Origin of the sequence: Fischerella muscicola PCC 7414, from assembly GCF_000317205.1 — a bacterium.
In the GTDB taxonomy this organism is placed as follows: domain Bacteria; phylum Cyanobacteriota; class Cyanobacteriia; order Cyanobacteriales; family Nostocaceae; genus Fischerella; species Fischerella muscicola.
Genome location: NZ_AJLK01000013.1, coordinates 23,529 through 45,441, shown reverse-complemented (window position 1 = coordinate 45,441; position 21,913 = coordinate 23,529). Strand labels below are relative to the sequence as shown.

The window sequence follows — 21,913 nt, the reverse complement described above, 5'->3', positions numbered from 1 at the left end:
TAGAATGTACACGCACTTCTATTATAAATACAAACAAAGTTGTTTGCTGATGTCAGCGAGACTTATTCCATAAAGCGGTCAAAAATGCACTCCAGAAAGAAGACTGGATAGTTACCGATGACCCACTGGAAATAGAATTTGAAGAAGTAATGCTTACATAACAAAGATAGATTGGCTACCCTCAATTTATTTATCTCACCTTTGGGATTTGGTTATTGCCCAAACTCCAACTCCCACCCCTACACCTTCACCACTATACAACACCTGAAAAAAGCATTTATTGCTGGGTTAAAGGTTAAAGGGGAAGGAGTTGAATGATCCTGATTTCCAATAATCTTTGCCAAAACTAACTATTAACATCCATCAATCGCGATGTTTGTAATCTATCCATCCACTTTTCTAAATAGACTCGGTTAAGTTCCTGTTCTTGTGGATCTTGAGTATCCGCAGGGTAAGGCATAAGTCCCAAAATAGCTGCTGTAGTCACACAAAACATTGACTTTTGAAAAGTCATGCATATTTTTACTCGTAAATCATCTTCTCCCCGAAGACTGTGGCGATAAACTTCATGTAAATACTCTGGCAGAAAGTGACGCATATCTTGCATTAGCAATGTGGGAGGAATACCAGCGCCGCCAATGGGTAGAGGATCAGCATACAAAGCACCGTACTGAAATCTACCTTGGTCTGGTGGAATTTGATATGCTTGGGCATTGTAGGAAACTGTGCCAGGAAAAGGTGTTCCCCGAAAGAAGACAGCTTCTACATAAGGAATTGCTGTATCTGCAAGGAATGTTAAGCCTAGACTAGCGGGAAGAATTTCGTAAACTTTATCTTTAATTTTCACAGAGTAGGTAATCGGCTTATGTGCAGCTTCTACTAAACCAGTTTTGATATGGTTTACAACTTGCGGAATTGATTTAATTTTGCCTTGATCATAGAGGTCTGATAAGCTGAGGAAAATATCGGCCATCACCCGCCAAAATTGACCTAACCCACTGTAGTAACAACAAACGCGCAACTGCTCAATCAAAAAATCAGGAAAGAGTTGATTAATTCCCATCATGATGGGATTATTTTGAAATTTAGCTGCAATCACAGCTTTAGCTCTTTGTTGAAAATCTTTTGTGTCTAAATATTGATCTAGTCCACCGCCACCATGCCAAAACATGGCTTTCATACAATACTCGGCATACTCAAAATTAATGCGATCGTGCCACCAGTGACGCAGTAATTTCTGGAAAGAAATTTCGCCATTAAAATATTTGAAAAAAGGGAAAAATACTAAAAATTGATTTTCGGCAATATAGATAAGATTTTTTGAGTAAGCATCTAAAACAACGCCGTAGCTTTTGAGGATGCCAACTACTTCTAATACATTTTCTGGGGTGTCGCGAAGTAATGCTTCGCCTGTTTGCAACCGTTGAATAAACTCCGTTAATGGATGGCGAATACGATTATTTGTAGTAGTTACCATTGCAGTTCTCCTGATGAAAGGGAGCGGGGAGGTGGGGAGTGTGGGGAGTGTGGGGAGTGTGGGGAGTAGAGGAATTACTACTAACTACTAACCACTAACCAATAACAAATGACCAATGACAATTGACAAATGACCAATGACCAATGGATCACTAATCCCCGATCCTTTGTACTGAAACATGAGCAACAACACTTTGAGTATTGGCTATTGCTGTTGTTGTTGCTTCACTCCAACGTGTTAACCAAGCAGGTTGAATACCCAAGATGACAATCAATACGGCTAGAACAATTGCTGGAGTGCGATCGCTCCAATATACTCTTGGTAGGTTGATGACTTGTGCTGATAAGCGTCCAAAAAAGGCACGGTTGGTGAGAAGTAAGAAGTAAACGGCAGTTAATCCTGTACCGATCATGCATAACAAAGTTTGCACTGGATAAACTGCAAAACTGGCACGAAAGACGACGAATTCCGCAATAAATCCTAACATTCCTGGAATGCCCGCGCTGGCCATGACTCCGATCACAATCAAGCTACCAATTACAGGCATACCTCGTTCTGGGTTAAATAGTCCCCGCAGCACATCTAAATCACGGCTACCTGCTTTTTTATACACTACTCCCACTAGTAAAAACAGTAGTGCAGAGATTAAACCGTGACTAATCATTTGCATCACAGTTCCCAATATGCTTAATGGGGTAGCAGCAGCAGCAGCTAACAAGATGTAACCCATGTGTCCAATTGAACTGTATGCCACCATTTTTTTCATGTCTTTTTGGGCGATCGCACAGGATGCACCATAAAGGACGCTGATTACTGCCCAAGTTGCCAAAGCGGGAGCTACATATCTCCAAGCATCTGGTAATAAGTACATGCCAAAACGTAGTAAGCCGTATGTTCCCAACTTTAACAATACGCCAGCCAACAGGACTGAAATTGGTGTGGAAGCTTCTACGTGAGCATCTGGCAACCAAGTATGGAAAGGAACCAAGGGAATCTTGATGCCAAAACCAACTAAAATTCCTGCCAACAGCAAAATTTGGGTTGCTAAAGGTAAGCCTTTGCTGTTGAGACTTTCTAGAGCAAAGCTAGGGGAACCACTCAGCCACACTAACCCAAGGAAACTTGCCAAAATTAAAATGCCAGAAAAAGCGGTGTAAATCAAAAATTTAGTTGCCGCATAACCACGCTTTTGACCGCCCCAAATCGCAATTAGTAGATAAAGAGGAATCAGTTCTAGCTCGTAAAACAGGAAGAATAGTAGTAAATCCTGTGCTAGAAATGCTCCACTGACGCCCGCACTTAACAGCAATAGTAAAGAGTAATAAAATCGTGGGCGTTGTATATCTTCGTCTGTACTATAAATGGCAATGCCAGTTAAAAGTCCATTCAAAAGTAGTAAAGGCAAAGATAAGCCATCTATACCGAGATAATAGTTTAAACCCAAAGCATCTATCCAAGGTAGGAATTCAGCAAATTGTTGACTAACTATGGTTGGGTTAAACTGAACTGCGAGGAAAACTATCCAGGCAAAAGCCAAACTAGCAAAGACTAGAGCGATACGACGAGATAGTTTTCCATTCATGCCAACTGGCAGGAAACCAATTAAAGCCGCACCTAATAACGGCAGTAAAATTAAAGCACTGAGCATAGGCAATTGGGGATTAGGGAAGTAAAGGGAGGTGGGGGGAGTGTGAGGGGTGGGGGAGTGCGAGGATTAGTAAGCCATTAACCACTAACCACTGTAGGCCGCGTGCATTTGTACCAAGATATTTAGTTTTCAGCAAAGATACTCAGCCCATAGCTTCGCCCCTACTAACTACTAACCACCAACAACCAACAAACAACCATTGACAATTGACTATTGACTAAAAAGGCAATTTCTCTAATAAACCTAGTGACCAGCTAATGAAGAAACCTAGTATACTGATGCCGACAAGGATAGTGAGTAAATACCCTTGTGATTGCCCAGATACGCTATATCTCAAGCTTTGTCCACCGAAAATTGCTGCAAATCCTATCAAGTTAACCAGACCGTCTACTAGATAGCGATCGCTCCAAGCGGATATTTTAGAAAGTAGGGCAACTGCACCAACTACTGTAAATTTATAGATCCGATCAATATAAAAGTCGTATCCCAGCAAATCTTGTACAAGTCTCCAAGCCAATATTCTCGAACGTGACCAAGCTTTATGTAGATACATTGTAGAGCCAATACCTACTCCTAAGAGAGTAGACAACACCAGCATTGCTACTACATACCAGTTGACGCTTTCCCAGGTAGGTAGAAGATACCACTGCTGCAACATCATGGGTAATAATAGGGTAAGGATTGTGAGAGTTACCATCGGGAATGCCATTGGCCAAGGGGCTTCTGGGGCGCGGCGGGTCTTTTGTTGTGGTTCTCCCCAGAATACTAACCGGAATACTCTTGTTAAATTTAATGCTGTGAAGCCATTCACAATTACTAGTACCCACAGTACCCAAGGGGTGACAATTGCCAAGCCGTCAGCCCAAGACAACATCGCCCAGAAGCTTCCTAAGGGTAACAGGCTTACCATCCCAGCAGAACCAACCACAAAAGCGGTGGTAGTTGCCGGCATTCGTGACCATAAGCCGCCCATTTCAGTTAAATTTTGACTGCTAGTGGTGTAAATTACTGAACCAGTACTCATGAATAATAGTGCTTTGGCGATCGCATGGGTAAACAGTAAAATCAGAGCCACGCCTCCTTGCTGCAAGCCGACTGCCAAAAACACCAAACCCATGTATGCACTGGTGGAGTGAGATAGCGCCCGTTTGATATCAGTTTGAGCGATCGACACTAAAGATGCACCAACTGCCGTTACAGTACCAATAATGATCAGAGTATTGAGAGCAAAGGGCGATAGTGCTAAGATGGGCTGCAATTTGTACAGTACATAGGCGCCACCGGCTACCACCATTGAGTTCCGCATCACTGAAGCTGGATTAGGCCCTTCCATCGCTTCATCTAACCACAGGTGGAGCGGGAATTGAGCGCATTTACCAGCAGGCCCAGCAATTAAAGCCAATCCTAACAAACTTGAAGTTAATGGGCTAAGCTGTGCTGTTTGTGCCCATTCATATAAATTGGAAAAATTCAAACTTCCTGCTTTCGTGGACAGTGTCACCACCCCCATCAGCAACAACAAGTCTCCTACACGCTTAGTTAAAAACGCATCTCGTGCTGCTGTCACTACCAGTGGTTGAGCATACCAAAATCCTACAAGCAAGTAAGTGGAAAGAGTCAACATTTCTAGCAACGCATAGCTGAGAAACAGGGAATCACTTACTGCTAATCCGCTGAGGGCTGCTTCAAAAAAGCCCATTAAGGCAAAGAACCGAGCCAATCCCCAGTCTTTTTCCATGTAACCCAAAGCGTAAATTTGTGCTAGTAAACTTAGCCCTGCAATTAAAACTGTTGCCCCAACACTGACTGGTGAAATTTCCAAAGCAAAGGATATATTTAAATCCGCAGCACTGAACCAGGTAATTACAAAATATTCTGGTTCTCCATTCCAAATATCCTTGAAGACCAACAGGCTATGGATAAAAGCCAAAACAGTCGTCAACAAATTAAAATATGCTGCTGGTCTTGGGCCAGTACGACGAATTATTCCCATTGCCCAAGGCAAGGTCAAAATTGCTCCTAATAAGCTATAAAATGGTATCCACCAAGTTGTTGAGAACAAAAACTCATTCATTTAATTTGTCCTTGATGTCTCAGCTTGTAATTCTTCGCCTTGCTAAATGAAATGGATAAATTAGACTCTATGATTAAAAGCGTTTAAATTTCATTAAACAGCATTATTCGACTTTTGCTGTCTAATCAACAGGAAAGAAAGAGTTATCTTTCCTATAAATATTTTTTCATTTAAATCTATGCTAACCTCCATCTATATAACTAGAGATTTCTAATGAGAAAAGAAGCGTTTATATTACATATAATAAAAACTTATTTATTTATTTTGAAACTATCTGGTGCAAATAGCAGAAACTAAGGAAGGACGCCGATACTACTTTGTAGCTTGCGTGTCATTCCCCCAGAGACCGGATTTACGTCTATATGAACTTGTTTCAGGAAATATTATAAAAAAATTATAAAACACAAGTAGCTACTCTAGTAAACCGTGAAGATTGGTTGAGTAGAATACCCATATAAAACCCATATAAAAATTTATTAAGTTTTTTAAACTATTTTATTATAAACTATTATACTAATTTATATTGCCAGGGGAGCCAAGCTTTCTTATGCTTAATTTGAGAACAGTTAATTAGCTCAAGATGAGCATCCCCGTCAGAATTTTCCATAAAAAAGTACTAATTGGATTAATTGTGTAGGAGTCCTGCGATGCCTATTGCGGTTGGAATGATTGAAACAAAGGGTTTTCCGGCAGTAGTTGAAGCTGCTGATGCGATGGTGAAAGCCGCTCGCGTTACATTAGTAGGTTATGAAAAAATTGGTAGCGCTAGGGTAACAGTGATTGTGCGGGGAGATGTTTCGGAAGTGCAAGCTTCAGTAGCTGCTGGAGTTGAAGCAGCTAGAAGAGTCAACGGTGGTGAAGTGGTATCTACCCACATCATTGCTCGTCCACACGAAAACCTAGAGTATGTTCTACCGATTCGGTACACCGAAGCCGTAGAGCAGTTCCGCACTTAACAATAATGTGATTTTGCGAAAAGCGAGGCTCCTCGCGTAACGCGAGGCTCAAAGCTTTTCAAGACGGATTTTAGATTGACTTCGCAGGCAAACGCTTCCAGGGGTAATAGATGAGAAAGATTTGGCTTGAGATTTAGCAAACCCTAATCCAAAATCTAAAATCTAAAATCTAAAATTTTTGTGGCTTTGCTTGTTTTTGTTTGTTGGAAGCTTCTTAAGGATTGAAAAGAATATGTCAATTGCAGTAGGAATGGTAGAAACGCTTGGCTTCCCCGCAGTAGTGGAAGCAGCAGATGCGATGGTAAAGGCTGCCCGTGTTACCTTAGTCGGTTATGAAAAAATCGGTAGTGGTCGCGTCACTGTGATTGTCCGGGGAGATGTTTCGGAAGTACAAGCATCAGTAGCAGCAGGAGTTGAATCAGTCAAACGAGTCAATGGCGGACAAGTTCTGTCTACTCACATCATTGCTCGTCCCCATGAAAACTTGGAGTATGTTCTGCCAATTCGTTATACAGAAGATGTAGAACAGTTCCGTGAGAATGTGAATGCAATTCGTCCCTTCGGCAGAAGACCATAAATCATAATGCAAATTGCCAAAGTGCGCGGCACAGTAGTTAGCACTCAGAAAGATCCAAATCTCAGGGGTGTGAAACTACTGCTGTTGCAGTTCGTAGATGAAGAAGGACGCATTCTGCCAAAATACGAAGTAGCCGCCGATAGTGTTGGTGCTGGGGTAGATGAATGGGTACTTGTGAGTCGTGGTAGTGCGGCTCGTCAAATTCTTGGCAATGAACAGCGTCCAGTAGATGCCGCTGTCATAGCGATCATTGATACAGTTTATGTTGAAGATCGCATGGTTTACAGCAAAAAAGAGCAATATCGATAACCTTTGGTTAGTGGTTAGTCGTTAGTAGTTAGTAGTAAAAAAACAACTAACAACTAACAACCAACAACTAGCAACTAACAGTTTTTGAGGAGGAATCTCGCAATGGCAGCCCGCATTACCGCGGAGGCGGCTCCCCCAACCCCGTGGTCAAGGAATTTAGCTGAGCCAACAATACATCCATCGGCGTTTTTGCATTCGTTCTCCAACATTATTGGGGATGTCAGGATAGGAGCAAATGTCATCATTGCGCCCGGTACTTCGGTGAGGGCAGATGAAGGTACGCCTTTTTATATCGGTGAAAACACTAATCTTCAAGATGGTGTTGTGATACACGGTTTGGAAAAAGGGCGTGTAATTGGTGATGACCGACAAGAATACTCTGTATGGATCGGCAAGAATAACTGTATTACCCACATGGCTTTAATTCACGGGCCATGCTACGTAGGCGATGACTGTTTTATCGGTTTTCGCTCTACGGTGTTTAATGCCAGGGTGGGAGCAGGTTGCATTGTCATGATGCACGCTTTAATCCAAGATGTAGAAATTCCCCCAGGTAAATATGTACCTTCAGGGGCAATAATTACTAACCAGCAACAAGCCGATCGCTTGCCAGATGTGCAAGCTGATGATAAAGAATTTGCCCATCACGTGGTTGGGATTAACCAGGCACTAAGAGCAGGTTATTTGTGCGCTGCGGATAGTAAATGTATTAGAACTATTCGTGATGAATTAAATAATTCTTATACAAGCATAGAAGTTGATGTATTTGAAAGGAGCGACGAGGTGTCTAGCAATAGCTTGGGTGCGGAAACAGTAGAGCAAGTACGCTATCTGTTACAGCAAGGATATCACATTGGTACAGAACACGTAGACCAAAGACGGTTCCGCACAGGTTCTTGGACTAGTTGCAGACCAATTGAAGCGAGAAGCTTAGATGAAGCGATCGCAGCTTTGGAAGCTTGTCTGAGAGACCATAGTGGCGAGTATGTCCGTCTGTTTGGCATTGACCCCAAAGGCAAACGGCGTGTGTTGGAAAACATTATCCAACGTCCCGATGGTGTTGTTCAAGCACCAAGTTCCTTCAAAGCTCCTACTAGTTACAGCAACAATGGCAGCTACAACGGTAACGGCAGCAGCCACAACAATGGTAACAGCAGACTCAGCAGTGAAACAATCGACCAAATCCGCCAGTTGTTAGCAGGTGGTTACAAAATTGGTACAGAACACGTCGATGAACGCCGATTCCGTACAGGTTCGTGGCAAAGCTGCAAGCCCATTGAATCAAGTTCAGCTGGGGATGTAGTTGCAGCCCTAGAAGATTGTATGGATAACCATCAAGGCGAATACGTGCGCTTGATTGGTATCGACCCCAAAGCGAAACGCCGGGTATTGGAAAGTATCATCCAACGCCCCAATGGCCCAGTTAATACACCTAGTAGCAGTAAATTAACTGCTACAACAACCTCTTATGCTTCTGCTTCTAGTGGCACAACAGCAACAGCAACCAGCAGCAAATTAAGTTCCGAAGCAGTAGAACAACTACAGCAACTGTTGGCTGGAGGCTTTAAAATTAGCGCGGAACACGTAGACGGGAGACGTTTCCGTACAGGTTCCTGGGCTAGCTGTGGACAAATTCAGGCTAATAGCATCAGGGAAGCGATCGCAGCATTAGAAGGCTACATGAACGAATATCAAGGCGAATACGTACGCTTGATTGGTATTGACCCCAAAGCCAAGCGTCGGGTATTGGAGTTGATTGTTCAGCGCCCGTAAAAAAGGGGATGGGGAGATTGGGAAATGGGGGGAGGGAAGAAATTCTTTCCTAGTAAACTCCATCACCCCACGGGGAGTGGGGACCGGTGAGTTCCCCATTGCCCCCCAACCCCACAAAGTGGGGACCCCTAGCCCCCCAACTCCCCATCGTATTTTCTTCGGCTTCCGAGGTTAAAAATTCCATGTCTGTGCCGCCACTGCGCCTGGGTAATAACTTTGACTCCTACATCAGTGGCGAGGTAATGATTCATCCGAGTGCTGTGATTGCACCAGGGGTGATACTGCAAGCGGCTCCAAACAGTAAGATTATTATTGGATCAGGGGTTTGTATTGGTATGGGTTCAATCCTCAAAGTTCATGAAGGAACCCTAGAAGTAGAAACTGGGGCAAACCTGGGAGCCGGTTTCCTCATGATTGGCAGTGGTAAAATAGGTGCAAATGCTTGCATCGGTTCGGCAACAACAGTGTTTAATTGTTCCGTGGCTCCTGGACAAGTAGTTGCACCGGGTTCAGTTCTTGGAGACAACAGTCGCCATTGGAGTGATTCTGTCGCAGTAACTGAAAAAACCCAACAGCCACAACCATCTACTACTAATCCTGCTTCTAGGGAAGAGGATATAGACATACAAGAAGACTTGTGGAACTCTCAATCAAATTCGTCCCTATCTTCCGCTACTCAGGACTCACAACTGGACACTCAGGGTAAACAAGAGCCTACCACTGAATCTCCAAATAACATCGGTACTCACATTTACGGACAGGGAAGCATCCAGCAATTGTTGATCACTTTATTTCCGCATCGGCAATCCTTGAATAAGCCCTCTTCTGACGAGCAGTCTGAGTAAGTGTTAATTGTAAGTTGTCGGTTTGAATATCCTGGAGAATTCACATGGACGCATACAATGCCCAGACATCTCGTCAAAACATCCTCAGGGATAGTGCTTTAGGGCTAGTGTCAACTCGCAGTTTTCCGGCCATAGTAGGTACGGCAGATATGATGCTTAAATCCGCTGGGGTTCACCTAGTCGGATATGAAAAAATTGGTAGTGGTCATTGTACTGCGATTGTCAGAGGAGCGATCGCTGATGTCCGTCTAGCAGTAGAAGCTGGTGAGCAAACTGCTAAACAGTTCGATCAGTTTGTTTCTAGCTTAGTAATTCCTAGACCGTTTCCCAACCTAGAAGTAGTATTACCGATCAATAGTCGTCTCAGTGCAATCACTGAAGATGGTACTTATAGTCGTTTGAGTAATCAAGCAGTTGGCTTAGTAGAAACGCGGGGTTTTCCTGCAATGGTAGGAGCTGCTGATGCCATGCTCAAAGCTGCTGATGTCCAACTGGCAGCATATGAAAAAATTGGTTCAGGTTTGTGTACAGCCATTATTCGTGGCTCTGTAGCAAATGTTGCGGTAGCAGTAGAAGCTGGCATGTACGAGGCAGAACGCATCGGAGAATTAAATGCTGTCATGGTAATTCCTCGACCGCTTGATGAACTAGAGCAAACTTTACCAGTAGCAAATTGCTGGCTAGAACAGCGTCAACCTGTAAGATTGCCACTCAATATTAAAGAACCAGTCGCTGAGGCAGAATTACTCCAGTTGCCAGATTTATCTACATTACCTGTAAAAATACAGGAGGAATCATAACAAATGTGACGAAGAAAAAAACGTTGTACACACCCAGCAGGACGAGGTTAGTACAACGTTGTTTACTATCCCCAAAAAGCACCTTCTAAGGTGTGCAACGTTGGCTGGAAGGCATCTTACGCTTTGCTTGTTGTTCTGATAATAACTTTTTAATTCTATAAGTTAAATACCTATCTAATAATAACAGGCATAGAGTAATATCTATATTTACAACTCATTACTTGAAGTTGCCATTAGTAGAGGAGAATCACCCTTGAACCAAGCGACGTTGCACCAATTGAAGGTGTTTGAGGCGGCGGCGCGACACGGTAGCTTTACACGTGCCGCTGAAGAACTTTTTCTTACTCAGCCTACTGTTTCTATGCAAATCAAGCAACTGACGAAATCAGTGGGTTTGCCGTTATTTGAACAAGTAGGTAAGCGCCTGTATTTGACAGAGGCTGGACGGGAATTATACGCCACTTGTCGGCAAATTTTCGAGACTATAGCCCAGTTTGAAATGAAAGTGGCAGATTTAAAAGGGCTAAAACAAGGGCAATTACGCTTAGCAGTAATTACCACAGCTAAATATTTTATACCACGATTGTTAGGGCCTTTTTGTCAACTTTATCCAGGGATTGAGATATCACTACAAGTGACAAATCATGAAGGCATTCTGGAACGCATGACTAACAATATGGACGACTTGTATATTATGAGTCAGGTTCCAGAACATTTGGATGTAAGTTATCAACAGTTTTTGGAAAATCCCCTAGTAGTTTTAGCACCAATTAATCATCCTCTGTCGAAAGAAAAAAACATCCCTATTCAACGTCTTGCTGATGAACCTTTTATCATGCGGGAACCAGGTTCAGGAACACGCCGTGCTGTGCAGCAATTGTTTGACCAGCATGGGGTAACTGTAAAGGTTAAACTAGAATTGGGAAGCAACGAAGCAATTAAACATGCCATAGCTGGTGGTTTAGGAATTTCTGTTTTGTCTCGTCATACTCTGTTACCAGATACCGGAGATTTAACTATTCTAGATGTAGAAAACTTTCCCATTAAACGAGATTGGTACATGGTTTATCCATCTGGAAAACAACTATCTATTGTTGCTCGTACTTATTTTGAGTACCTACTTGATGCAGCCAAACAAATTGTTGAGCAAACTGTTGTTTCTAGTAGTGATAAGCATGAGGAAAGCGGCATAAACTAAAGTTTGCAATTTTCAAGTTTGGATTTTCACAGGGAAGGTTAAAAATGAAATTCTGTAGCAATTTTGTTTGACTTGCAAACAGGGGAGACATAGAAGGAAAATGTCATGTAATTTTTCTTGGCTATAATCTCCCCCTATATAGCAACCTCAACTTGAAATAGATGTGGATATAGTTAGGTAGGCTTTGCTTAAAAGTATAGCGTTATTAAACGCAGAGAAACGCAGAGGAGAGCGCACCAGGTAGCAGAGTTTAGCACAGGGATTTCGCGATGGATTTATGCAATTTGGTACTAAGCAGTATCTAATGCGCCTAACACAACCTACAGTGATTTTATTTTTACTTTATAAATGACCTCTTATTTCAGATTTAAATTCATATAGTTGCTTGTTAAAATAGAAGAAACAGATTTTTCAAAATTAAAATACATATTTTATTTGCTTAAAAAATAATTTATTGTTTAGATTTTGTTGAATAAAATAATTAAAAGAGAATAATTAATTTTAAATATTTTTTAAAACTTAATTACAAAAAGTAATTGGTAAATAGAAATCATAAGTATATGTACTGGAATAAGCATATTGCTTTTTTTAAATGAATATATTTTGTTTTAAAAGAATATTTTATGAATAAACTACGCATTCTCCACCTTGAAGACGATCCTATCGACGCCGAACTGATTCGGCTAATGCTAGCTAAAAATGGCTTGGAATGTGAAATATTCTTAGCGAAGATGGGTTCTGATTATCTCGCTGCTTTGGATGAGGGTAATTTTGATTTAATTGTGTCCGATAGCAGCATCCCTGGATTTTCTGCACAGGCTGCTTTAGAGACAGCCCAACAAAAGTGTCCTGATGTTCCCTTTTTCTTTGTCTCCTCTGGTATCAATGAGCAAGAAGCTACTAATTATTTACGTCAAGGAGCAGTAGACTATATTAGTAAAAATCAGTTGTGGCGCCTTGTACCGATTGTTCAGCGTGCAGTTAGTGGTATAAGGCAACAGCGATCGCCAAGCAGCTTAGGTGCCAATATTTCGGCAATGAAACAACTGATTAAGGTTGTTCAGGAACTTTCACTAGCGCGTAGCTTGGAAGAAATTACGGCGATTGTACGTGTAGCAGCACGAGAACTTACCAATGCTGATGGGGCTACCTTTGTGTTGCTTGAGAAAGACATGTGTTATTACGCCGAAGAAAATGCTATTCAACCGTTGTGGCAAGGCAAACGTTTCCCAATCAATATATGTATCGGTGGCTGGTGTATGCAGCACAAGCAACAGGTAATTATAGAAGATGTGTATGGTGATGAGCGCATTCCTTTTGAAGCTTATCAGCCCACTTTTATCAAGAGTTTAGTGATGGTGCCGATCCGCAAAGAAGAACCAATTGGCGCTATTGGTAATTATTGGGCGACACCACATCGGGCGACTTCAGAAGAAGTAGAATTGATTCAAGCTTTGGCAGACACTACATCAGTAGCTATAGAAAACGTCCGCGTTTACAACGAACTAGAACAAAGAGTACGCGATCGCACGGCGGAGTTAGAAGCTGTTAATCAAGAACTAGAAGGTTTTGCCTATACCCTCTCTCACGATTTGCGATCGCCATTAGGTGCGATCAATGGCTACAGTACACTTTTACTGAATGAATACGGTAGTCAACTTGATGAGCAAGCAAAATATTACATTAACCGCATGTGCCTTGCTGCTGAACGTATGAACAATCAGATTGAGCATATCCTCTCTCTACACCAACTCTCACGAGTGGAAATTCAGCCGCAAACAATCAATCTCAGCAACATGGCTCAGGAGATTTTAGCAAACCTTAAGGCTAGTGATCCTGAGCGTCAAGTGGAAACTATTATTCAAGCAGAACTCACAGCACATGGCGATCCTGTTCTTTTGCGTATCGTGCTAGAAAATTTACTATCTAATGCTTGGAAGTATACATCCCAGTGTCAGAAAGCTCGAATTGAGTTTGGTGCTACACCAGAATCTCACAGTTTGCCAACGTTTTATGTGCGGGATAATGGTGCTGGTTTTAACATGAAATATGCTGAGAAATTATTTCGAGCTTTCCAGAGAATGCACTCTCAGGAAGAGTTTCCAGGTACAGGTGTAGGACTCGCTTCTGTGCAGCAGATTGTCAAAAAACACGGCGGACGCATCTGGGTGGAAGCAGCAGTTAATCAGGGAGCGACTTTTTATTTTACCCTGTCTAAAGGAATGGAAGTGTGAAGAGGTGGGGAGGTGGGGTGATGGGGAGGTGAAGAGGTGGGGAGGTGGGGTGATGGGGAGGTGGGGAGTAGTAAACAATTAACCACCAACCACTAACCACTAACCAATGTAGAGACGTGCCATGGCACGTCTCTACAACAATCAACAATCAACCACTAACCACCAGCGATCAACCAGCAACTAACTAAATCTTGACGGCTAGACCTGTAAACCTGCAAAATTAACCAGCACGTCTATATAAAAACATAGGGGGAAACTGGCAGTGGTGAACCCAGAAATACCATCTGTGCGAAAAATTGTAACAAGTCAGATTGTGGCAGTGACGGTGTACTCTGACAAAGCTTTGGTAACAAGAAGCAGTATTGTCTCCTTAACAGGACAAGAAAAAGAATTAGTCATCACTCCACTGCCAGATATTGTGGAAACAGAGTCGGTAAGGGTTAGTGGTAAGGGAAAGGTAGCAGTGCGCTTGTTGGAAGTGAGATGCGATCGCATCTTTTCTACCGAACCCATAGCGGCAAAAGTTGCTCAGTTGACTCAACAAATTCAACAACTAGAAGCAGAATGGCAACACCTGCAAGCACAAGTTGATGCTTTGGCATTGCAGTCGAGTTTTATCCAAGGTTTGCGTGAGAAAACAGAAGAACAATTTTCTATTAGTTTGGCCCGGAAAAATCTTAATCTGAGCGAGACTTTGGATTTTGTTAACTTTCTGGGAAGTCAGTATACAGAGTATGCGATCGCCACAGCAGAATGCAAAACCCGTCAGCAACAATTAGACAAGCAATTACAAGCACTCCGCCAGCAATTGCAAACTATTCAAACACCCCATCCCAAAGAAAGTTTAAGCTTGAGTGTCGGGATAGAACCTGCGGGTGCAGGAGAATTTGAACTAGAAGTATCTTACCTAGTTAGTCGTGCCAGTTGGACTCCTTTGTATGACGTACGGGTAAGCAGTACCAGTAATGTTGTCAACCTTGGTTATTTAGCAGAAGTAACCCAAAGCACAGGCGAAGATTGGTTGGGTGTAGCTCTGACTCTTTCTACCGCCAAACCAGGACTAGGTACACTGCCACCTAAACTTGAACCTTGGTATATTGACATACCTATTCCTAGACAGTATGGTTACGTCATGACAGCCGCACCTATGCGTGCGAGGAATCAGTTAGGAGCCGCAGAAGCAGATACTGCAATGCCAACTCCAGCACCAGGAAGTGGAGAAGTACAAGAAGACATAGTAGCCGAAACTGTAATAGCAGAAGTATCTAGAGAAGGGAGTGTAGTTACTTTTAAACTGAGTAGTAGCGCTAATATACCTAGTGACGGCACACCCCACAAAACTACAATTTTCGATGATGATTTTCCATGTAGCTTTAATTACATAGCAATGCCGCGCTTGGTGAGTTTCGCCTATCTGCAAGCAAAGGTAAAAAATAGCTCTGAGGGGGCGACTTTGTTACCTGGTAAAGCAAATATTTACCGCGACGATATTTTTGTAGGAACTACTCAGCTCGAAAATATTGCACCAGGACAAGAGTTTAAAGTTAACTTAGGTATTGACGAAGGATTGAAAATTGAGCGTGAGTTAGTTGAGCGGCAAGTTGAGAAAAAATTAATTGGTAATAACCGCAGAATTACTTATGCTTATCGATTATTAATTACCAATTTGCTCAACCAACCAGCAACTTTAAAATTAACTGAACAATTACCAGTCAGTCGCAACGAGCAAATAAAAGTCCGTCTAACTCGCAGCAACCCCTCAATTCAACTTGGTGAAATGGGGATATTGGAATGGGATTTGATGATTCCTGCTCAGGGGAAACAGGAGATATATTATCAGTTTATAGTTGAGCATCCGCCTAACTTAACGGTGGTAGGGTTGGATGTATAAGGAGTCATACTGTTTCACAAAATGCTTGATACAAATAAGTTTTGTAGAGACGCGAATAGTACCGTCTCTACGATCTAGATTATTTACATGAACAGCGTGAAATGATATGGCTTGTGAGCTTTGCTTTTAAAGCAGCTGGAATTTTGAACATAGGTGAAAGCTACGTATTTACCCAGAGGAAGTAGCGTATTGCACCAATTGACCAAGACGCTGACGTAGAGTTTCTAATCCCAAGCGCTTGCTTGCAGAAATAAATACTGCTAAAGGAAATTCTTCCCTTGCTTGAGCTAAGGCCTCACTACTAACTTGGTCAATTTTGTTAAAAACAACCAGTGCTGGGCCAGGGGTGACTGGCATTTGAGCCAGGATTTCCCTGACTGAACGAATGTGACTTAACCAAGCTGGATGCGACAAATCTACTAAATGTATTAAGGCATCCGCTTCTGTAACTTCTTCTAAAGTGGCACGAAAAGCATCCATTAACGATGCTGGTAATTCGTGGATGAAACCTACCGTATCTGTAATGAGAATTTCTTGGGGTTCATTAGTTGCTGCATGGGGAACAACTAAGCGGCGTGTGGTAGGGTCAAGGGTAGCAAATAATTGGTCGGCGGTGTAAACTTCGGCATTTGTTAAGGCATTCAGTAAGGTAGACTTACCTGCGTTTGTATAACCAACTAAAGCTACAGAAGGAATTTCTCGATTTTGTCGCCGTTGTCGCAACCGTTCTCGATGGGCCTGTAGCTGGTTAACTTCTTGTTGTAAACGAGAAATACGTCGACCAATCGCACGTCGTTCGGTTTCCAATTTAGTTTCACCAGGACCGCGAGTACCGATACCACCACCGAGTCGAGACATGGCTTGTCCTCTGCCACTTAGCCGTGGCAGCATATATTCCAACTGCGCTAGTTCTACTTGTAATTTACCAGCACGAGATTGGGCGCGTTGAGCAAAGATATCTAAAATTACTTCTGTGCGGTCAACGACTCGGACACCAATTTGAGTCTCGAGGTTGCGGACTTGGGAAGGTGAAAGGTCGCGATCAAAGACTACAAGATTAGCTCCCAGTGTTTGGGCTGTGAGGGCTATTTCTTGTACTTTACCTTCACCAACTACTGTTTGGGGATGAATGCGCGATCGCTTTTGCCATAAAGTCTGTAATACTTCTCCACCAGCAGTATCCACTAACCGTCCTAATTCTGCCACGATATCTTGGAATTGTTGGGATGACAGATCATCGGTCATCACTCCAACGATCACCACGCGGTCATGGTCAATGTCTACCTCTTGGGCGACAAATTCCCGCCGGAAATCTTCTTCCAGTCCTTCTACTAAATCAATTAAGTCCTGTTTTGCCAGTGCATCCAGACTCATTGGTGGCGATACGTTCCAACTTGGGGATGGCACATTGCCATTTTCCACCTTCAAAGAGGGACTGGTAATTAAAGCGCGGGACTCTTGTGAGGTCAGGTGCGCTAAATATGCTTCTTTGACATATCCTGTAGCCCCACCACCCCGTTTTTGAAATCCTGTTCCTGTAATATTTATTACGACCAATGCATCAAGCCGTTGTAATGCCATAGATGTCAGTGCCGCTTCATTCGGCGGTTCTGATTTGAGGTGGGTGGCGATACAACGGATACCGCTTAGTCGTTCCGCACCGTAACGAGGCAATTCCAACGGTGGAATTTGCGTTTGACGCGGAGTACCTACCCCGACGCGGATCACTTGTCCGCGACGATTGAGATAGGTACATACAGGTTGATTGATTTCTGTACTAATAGCTGCCAAACGCTGGGCAAACTCCGGCGTAGTGATGCGATCGCCAGGAATGCGTTGATGATACAGCCGCTGTAGTTGCTTTAGCTGGCTGGACTTTAAACCCTGAAGATTACCGAAAATAGTCTCGATAAGCGTCTATGACCAGTGAACTGGTCCTCCGAATCCTACTCTTTCTATTTTACAATACTGTTTTTATGTCAAAACTCTTACAAAAAAAGGCAGAGGGCAGAAGGTCATACTATATCAATGAAAACTTTAGTTATGGGTGGCTTTCAAACCTATCAGAGCAGCAAATGCGATCGCTCCACCGTGACAACGATAAAATAAACCCATAAATACCTGATGAGAGTAGGAGTGATGGGGATGACGCGAAATTTTCGTAATTGGGTAAACAAACAAATCTAATTTGTCTGTTGGTAATTCGGGGTTTGAAGTAAGCGTGTTACGTTTAACTGCTATATCATGTATTGTTTAAGTAAAAATATATACTAATATATTTGAAGAAATAAAATCATTGACACAACAAAGGACACAGCAATACTGTGTCCCTACGTTTACTCTCAACTTGCCAAACCCTACTCTTGCTCATCCGGTTCTTGCGGACGCTCAATAGCAGCAGGATTTACCGTCGCTTCATCCGTTCTACTCGAAGAATCGGTACGATTTCCTACAACTTCCTGAGGATTTTCCGTAGCATCGTCAGCAGCATTTGTGAGTCCACTGGCGTTGACGTTGGGTTTAGCAGAAGTGCCTTTATGGCTGGCGTGTCCACCGGGCATAATAATTTCCTCGATTTGCGTAACTGAATACACCTCAGCTTAGATTCGCAAACACGAGGAATACCCTATCCAGAGGCTTAAATTTGTACTAATGTACTAAACTCCTGCTGCCACGACTGCTTTTTCTAACAAACCAGCAAACAACTTCAACCCATCTGTACCACCAAGGGCGGGATCTGCTGCCCTTTCTGGGTGCGGCATCATCCCTAAGACATTACCTGTAGCATTGCAAATACCGGCGATGTTTTTCAGCGAACCGTTGGGGTTCTCACCCTGGTAACGGAACACTATTTGACCGTTATCTTCTAGTTCTGCTAATGTCGGTCTATCTGCATAAAATCGTCCTTCTCCGTGGGCAATGGGTAAAGTGATAATTTCACCACTAGAGTAAGCTTGTGTCCAAGCTAAATCATTGCGTTCGACTTTCAAGGGAGTGCGATCGCAAACAAAATGCAAATCCCGATTTCTTGTCAATGCTCCCGGTAATAGCCCTGCTTCAGTTAATACCTGAAACCCGTTGCAAATACCGAGGACAAATTTGCCTTTTTGTGCATGTTCAATGACTTGCTGCATCACGGGTGAGAAACGAGCGATCGCACCACAGCGCAGATAATCACCATAGCTAAATCCACCAGGGAGAATAATCACATCCAAATCGGCAATATCCGTATCTTGATGCCAAACCATGCGAGTTGGTTGCCCTAAGATGTCCCTGGTAACGTAAGCAACATCGCGATCGCAATTAGAACCTGGAAAAACAACAACACCAAATTTCATTTTTAGTCAATAGTCAATAGTCAATGGTCAATTGTCCAGATCATTTGTTCTTCTCCCCATCACCCAACCTCCCCACTGCCCCTAATCCCCACCAGGGGCCGGTGAGTTCCCCATCTTTTTAAATCACTCCCGTCTGTGATTCCACTTCAATCAACTCAAAACGATAATTTTCAATCACTGGATTTGCTAACATTTGATCACATATCTGATCCAGATTTTGACGTGCAGAATTCTCATCTGGTGAAATCAGGGTGACTTCTATATACTTACCAATCCGCACTTGTTCCACGTTATTGTATCCCAACTGCTTCAGCCCCGATTGCACTGCTACACCAGCAGGATCTAAAACTGAAGGACGGAGTGTGACAAAAATTTTGGCTCGATACTTCCTTTGCACTGACTTTCGCTGAATGCTGCTACGCTCATACTATATCTTTATGTTGCAGTTCAGCGACAATAAAGATTACAAGTTATCGGCGTTAAGCTATAAGTTAGCCAAGACATAGCTTTACCCTTGCTCCCATTTTCAAGATAGTGTCTATGAAAGTTATACGTACCCGTAGCCAAGAGCGGATTCTGAATCTTCTCAAAACCATCAAACAAGGTATTTCTGCCCAGGATATTTACGTGGAACTGCGTAACCGCGATCAAAGTATGGGTTTGGCAACAGTTTACCGCTCTCTAGAAGCCTTAAAACTGGAAGGTATGGTGCAAGTGCGGACATTGGCTAACGGTGAAGCCCTTTATAGCTTGGCGCAGCAAGATAAGCATCATCTCACCTGTCTGCAATGTGGCACTTCCATTGCAATTAATCAGTGTCCAGTCCATGAACTAGAAACACAATTGCAAGTCACCCATAATTTTAAAATCTTTTACCATACCTTAGAGTTTTTTGGTTTGTGTAAACAATGCCATATGGCTCAAGCCGCGATGGAATAGTCGTCCGCTAACAGGATTTTGGATTGTGGATTGGTTTGATTCTATGGAATCTGGGGACTTGTACCATTGAAGAATTATCTCAGCCAAGACCATTTGTATTTATGTTTGACGTCTGGTTGTCTAAAATCTGGTTAGAATCTGTTGGGACATCTGAAACAATCGAGCGTATGCCCTCTAGGGTAGCAGGAATTGTGCGAGGATCTATAAACATGACTTTGCTGCTATCGCTCTTGCCAATAGTTGCGCCCATATCTAGATAACCTAAGGCAAACAGAACTTCTAAGGCTTTAGAGGCTGTAGGGTTGGTTTTAATTTTTTGGGCAATCAATTCCGCAGACTCAGCAATAGCTTGGGCTTTGAGAACTTGTTGCTGGCGTTCGGCTTGGGCTTTGAGAATTAGGGCTTTTTGTTGAGCTTCTGCTTCCAAAATCACTGCTTTTTGACGAGCTTCAGCCTCTAGAACTTGTGCTTCTGCTTTACCTCTGGCACTGTTAATAGCTGATTCTCGTTCACCTTCAGAAGTTAAAATTGCTGCTCTTTTACGTCTTTCCGCCGACATTTGCAATTCCATCGACTGCTGCACTTCTTGAGATGGAAGAATGTCTCTTAGTTCTACCCGCGTTACCTTTACTCCCCAAGGATCGGTAGCAATATCTAAATCTCGCAATAAAAGTTCATTTACTTCTGAACGGGCGGTAAAGGTTTCATCTAGTTCTAGTTTGCCCATTTCCGCACGAATTTGTGTCATCACCAAATTCACCATGGCAGCTTGGAGATTTTCTACTTTGTAATAAGCCTTTTCCATATCGACGATGCGCCAGTAAACTACTGCATCAACGGTAATTTTGACGTTATCGCGAGTAATGCATTGTTGTGGGGGAATGTCTAAAACTTTTTCTCGGATAGTTTCACGAAAGACAATTCTATCCATGAAAGGAACAACAAAGTTCAGTCCTGGTTCCAACTTTTTATTATAGCTACCTAAGCGTTCAACCAAAGCTTCATTACCCTGGTTGACTACTTTCACAGAACTTGCTATTACCGAACCACCTAAAACTAAACTTATAAGAAAAAACAAAGGTTCCATTATTTATCTCCTAATTTTTAAGTAGGTGAATAAATCAGTTATCAGTTATCAGTGATCAGTTATCAAATTCTATTACCCACTGCGGCTGGTACTGATTCCTAACCACTAACCACTAACCACTAACCACTAACCACTAATCAATGTACAGACGTGCCATGGCACGTCTCTACAACAATCAACAATCAACCACTAACCACCAACTATTGAAGTGAAGAATATTCCGGCATGACAATTAGAGTTGTCCCTTCGCGCCTGACTACATAAACTCTTTGATTTGGTGCGATCGCTAAATGGTCATCATAACACCGCGCCCGCCAAGAATTGCCTTCGTATAATACTCTTCCTGCTTTTCCAGGTGGTATTTCTGTTAAAGTTTCAGCCGTGGTTGCATCCTGAAGTTTTGACTTGCCTCGCACCGGTGTCACTAAACGACGACAAAGCACAATTAGCACTACAGAAAGCAGTAGCCAAACAACTAATTGCAGCCATAATTTTCCTAAAATCACTGGAGAGAGTAGCGCCACCACAAAAGCGCTAATTCCCATCATCAAAGCTACAAAAGCCGTTGGCAAAAACAGTTCTATTAAGCACAAACCTGCTCCTACCAGCAGCCAGATGAGGGTAGAACTCGACAACCACATTGCCGTAGAAATTGGCATAGCGCCATCCTAAACATTATATTTATTTATATTTCTACTGTGATGTACTAAAATTTTTTACGTAAAAATTTTCAACTTTTAATTAACTAGTGTTAAAAGTAAACCAGT

20 protein-coding genes and 1 pseudogene are annotated in these 21,913 nt (G+C 42.6%); 11 read left to right on the top strand and 10 right to left on the bottom strand.

Annotated elements, in window-relative coordinates:
* Positions 1 to 65 precede the first annotated feature (65 nt).
* Positions 66 to 161 (top strand): annotated as a pseudogene (locus tag UYI_RS39505) (element excision factor XisH family protein); the annotation flags it as partial.
* Between the two features lie 185 nt (positions 162 to 346).
* Here the strand turns inward: UYI_RS39505 and UYI_RS0101965 are convergent.
* From UYI_RS0101965 to UYI_RS0101955, 3 genes are all read right to left on the bottom strand, one after another.
* The gene (locus UYI_RS0101965) at positions 347 to 1,477 is read right to left on the bottom strand and encodes a CO2 hydration protein (protein ID WP_016865011.1); all 1,131 of its coding nucleotides are present in this window, start codon (positions 1,475 to 1,477) and stop codon (positions 347 to 349) included.
* A 151-nt stretch (positions 1,478 to 1,628) separates the two neighbouring features.
* Complete coding sequence (locus UYI_RS0101960) at positions 1,629 to 3,125, bottom strand: NADH-quinone oxidoreductase subunit M (RefSeq protein WP_016865010.1); 1,497 nt, start codon at positions 3,123 to 3,125, stop codon at positions 1,629 to 1,631.
* A 217-nt stretch (positions 3,126 to 3,342) separates the two neighbouring features.
* Positions 3,343 to 5,199, bottom strand: coding sequence for an NAD(P)H-quinone oxidoreductase subunit F (locus UYI_RS0101955; protein ID WP_016865009.1), 1,857 nt, complete (start codon positions 5,197 to 5,199; stop codon positions 3,343 to 3,345).
* Positions 5,200 to 5,846: 647 nt separating this feature from the next.
* Here UYI_RS0101955 and UYI_RS0101950 point away from each other — a divergent pair.
* From UYI_RS0101950 to UYI_RS0101905, 9 genes are all read left to right on the top strand, one after another.
* Positions 5,847 to 6,155 (top strand): carbon dioxide-concentrating mechanism protein CcmK, encoded by a 309-nt coding sequence (locus tag UYI_RS0101950; RefSeq protein ID WP_009457333.1) that lies wholly within the window; start codon positions 5,847 to 5,849, stop codon positions 6,153 to 6,155.
* Positions 6,156 to 6,387: 232 nt separating this feature from the next.
* A complete protein-coding gene (locus UYI_RS0101945; protein WP_010995041.1) occupies positions 6,388 to 6,732 on the top strand; it encodes a carbon dioxide-concentrating mechanism protein CcmK in 345 nt (114 codons plus the stop codon).
* Positions 6,733 to 6,738: 6 nt separating this feature from the next.
* Complete coding sequence (locus UYI_RS0101940) at positions 6,739 to 7,041, top strand: EutN/CcmL family microcompartment protein (RefSeq protein WP_009457331.1); 303 nt, start codon at positions 6,739 to 6,741, stop codon at positions 7,039 to 7,041.
* Between the two features lie 102 nt (positions 7,042 to 7,143).
* Positions 7,144 to 8,814 carry a ribulose bisphosphate carboxylase small subunit gene (locus UYI_RS0101935; RefSeq protein WP_016865008.1) on the top strand — a complete coding sequence of 557 codons (1,671 nt, stop codon included), beginning with the start codon at positions 7,144 to 7,146 and terminating at the stop codon, positions 8,812 to 8,814.
* Positions 8,815 to 8,996: 182 nt separating this feature from the next.
* Positions 8,997 to 9,659, top strand: coding sequence for an LbetaH domain-containing protein (locus UYI_RS0101925; RefSeq protein WP_016865006.1), 663 nt, complete (start codon positions 8,997 to 8,999; stop codon positions 9,657 to 9,659).
* Between the two features lie 44 nt (positions 9,660 to 9,703).
* Positions 9,704 to 10,459: a carbon dioxide-concentrating mechanism protein CcmK gene (locus UYI_RS0101920; RefSeq protein WP_016865005.1), complete on the top strand. Its 756-nt coding sequence runs from the start codon at positions 9,704 to 9,706 to the stop codon at positions 10,457 to 10,459.
* Positions 10,460 to 10,712: 253 nt separating this feature from the next.
* Entirely contained in the window at positions 10,713 to 11,657 is a 945-nt protein-coding gene (locus UYI_RS0101915) for a LysR family transcriptional regulator (RefSeq protein ID WP_016865004.1), read from the top strand.
* A gap of 623 nt (positions 11,658 to 12,280) precedes the next feature.
* Positions 12,281 to 13,891 (top strand): ATP-binding protein, encoded by a 1,611-nt coding sequence (locus UYI_RS0101910; RefSeq protein WP_016865003.1) that lies wholly within the window; start codon positions 12,281 to 12,283, stop codon positions 13,889 to 13,891.
* A gap of 262 nt (positions 13,892 to 14,153) precedes the next feature.
* Complete coding sequence (locus UYI_RS0101905) at positions 14,154 to 15,782, top strand: mucoidy inhibitor MuiA family protein (protein WP_016865002.1); 1,629 nt, start codon at positions 14,154 to 14,156, stop codon at positions 15,780 to 15,782.
* Between the two features lie 168 nt (positions 15,783 to 15,950).
* On the opposite strand, the gene hflX is transcribed toward UYI_RS0101905, so the two are convergent.
* The 5 genes from hflX to purS form a co-directional block, all read right to left on the bottom strand.
* The gene (gene hflX / locus UYI_RS0101900) at positions 15,951 to 17,693 is read right to left on the bottom strand and encodes a GTPase HflX (protein WP_071588804.1); all 1,743 of its coding nucleotides are present in this window, start codon (positions 17,691 to 17,693) and stop codon (positions 15,951 to 15,953) included.
* Positions 17,694 to 17,819: 126 nt separating this feature from the next.
* The gene (locus UYI_RS36390) at positions 17,820 to 17,963 is read right to left on the bottom strand and encodes a hypothetical protein (RefSeq protein WP_157226281.1); all 144 of its coding nucleotides are present in this window, start codon (positions 17,961 to 17,963) and stop codon (positions 17,820 to 17,822) included.
* 176 nt (positions 17,964 to 18,139) lie between these two features.
* Complete coding sequence (locus UYI_RS0101895) at positions 18,140 to 18,343, bottom strand: hypothetical protein (RefSeq protein ID WP_016865000.1); 204 nt, start codon at positions 18,341 to 18,343, stop codon at positions 18,140 to 18,142.
* Positions 18,344 to 18,439: 96 nt separating this feature from the next.
* Entirely contained in the window at positions 18,440 to 19,120 is a 681-nt protein-coding gene (gene purQ, locus UYI_RS0101890; RefSeq protein ID WP_016864999.1) for a phosphoribosylformylglycinamidine synthase subunit PurQ, read from the bottom strand.
* Between the two features lie 118 nt (positions 19,121 to 19,238).
* Positions 19,239 to 19,517, bottom strand: coding sequence for a phosphoribosylformylglycinamidine synthase subunit PurS (gene purS / locus UYI_RS0101885; RefSeq protein WP_016864998.1), 279 nt, complete (start codon positions 19,515 to 19,517; stop codon positions 19,239 to 19,241).
* A 143-nt stretch (positions 19,518 to 19,660) separates the two neighbouring features.
* On the opposite strand from purS, the gene UYI_RS0101880 reads away from it, so the two are divergent.
* Positions 19,661 to 20,059 carry a Fur family transcriptional regulator gene (locus UYI_RS0101880; RefSeq protein ID WP_016864997.1) on the top strand — a complete coding sequence of 133 codons (399 nt, stop codon included), beginning with the start codon at positions 19,661 to 19,663 and terminating at the stop codon, positions 20,057 to 20,059.
* 79 nt (positions 20,060 to 20,138) lie between these two features.
* Here the strand turns inward: UYI_RS0101880 and UYI_RS0101875 are convergent, their stop codons facing one another.
* Positions 20,139 to 21,146, bottom strand: coding sequence for an SPFH domain-containing protein (locus UYI_RS0101875; RefSeq protein WP_016864996.1), 1,008 nt, complete (start codon positions 21,144 to 21,146; stop codon positions 20,139 to 20,141).
* A gap of 200 nt (positions 21,147 to 21,346) precedes the next feature.
* On the bottom strand, positions 21,347 to 21,805 hold the full coding sequence (locus UYI_RS0101870) for an NfeD family protein (RefSeq protein ID WP_016864995.1): 459 nt from the start codon (positions 21,803 to 21,805) through the stop codon (positions 21,347 to 21,349).
* Between the last annotated feature and the right edge of the window lie 108 nt (positions 21,806 to 21,913).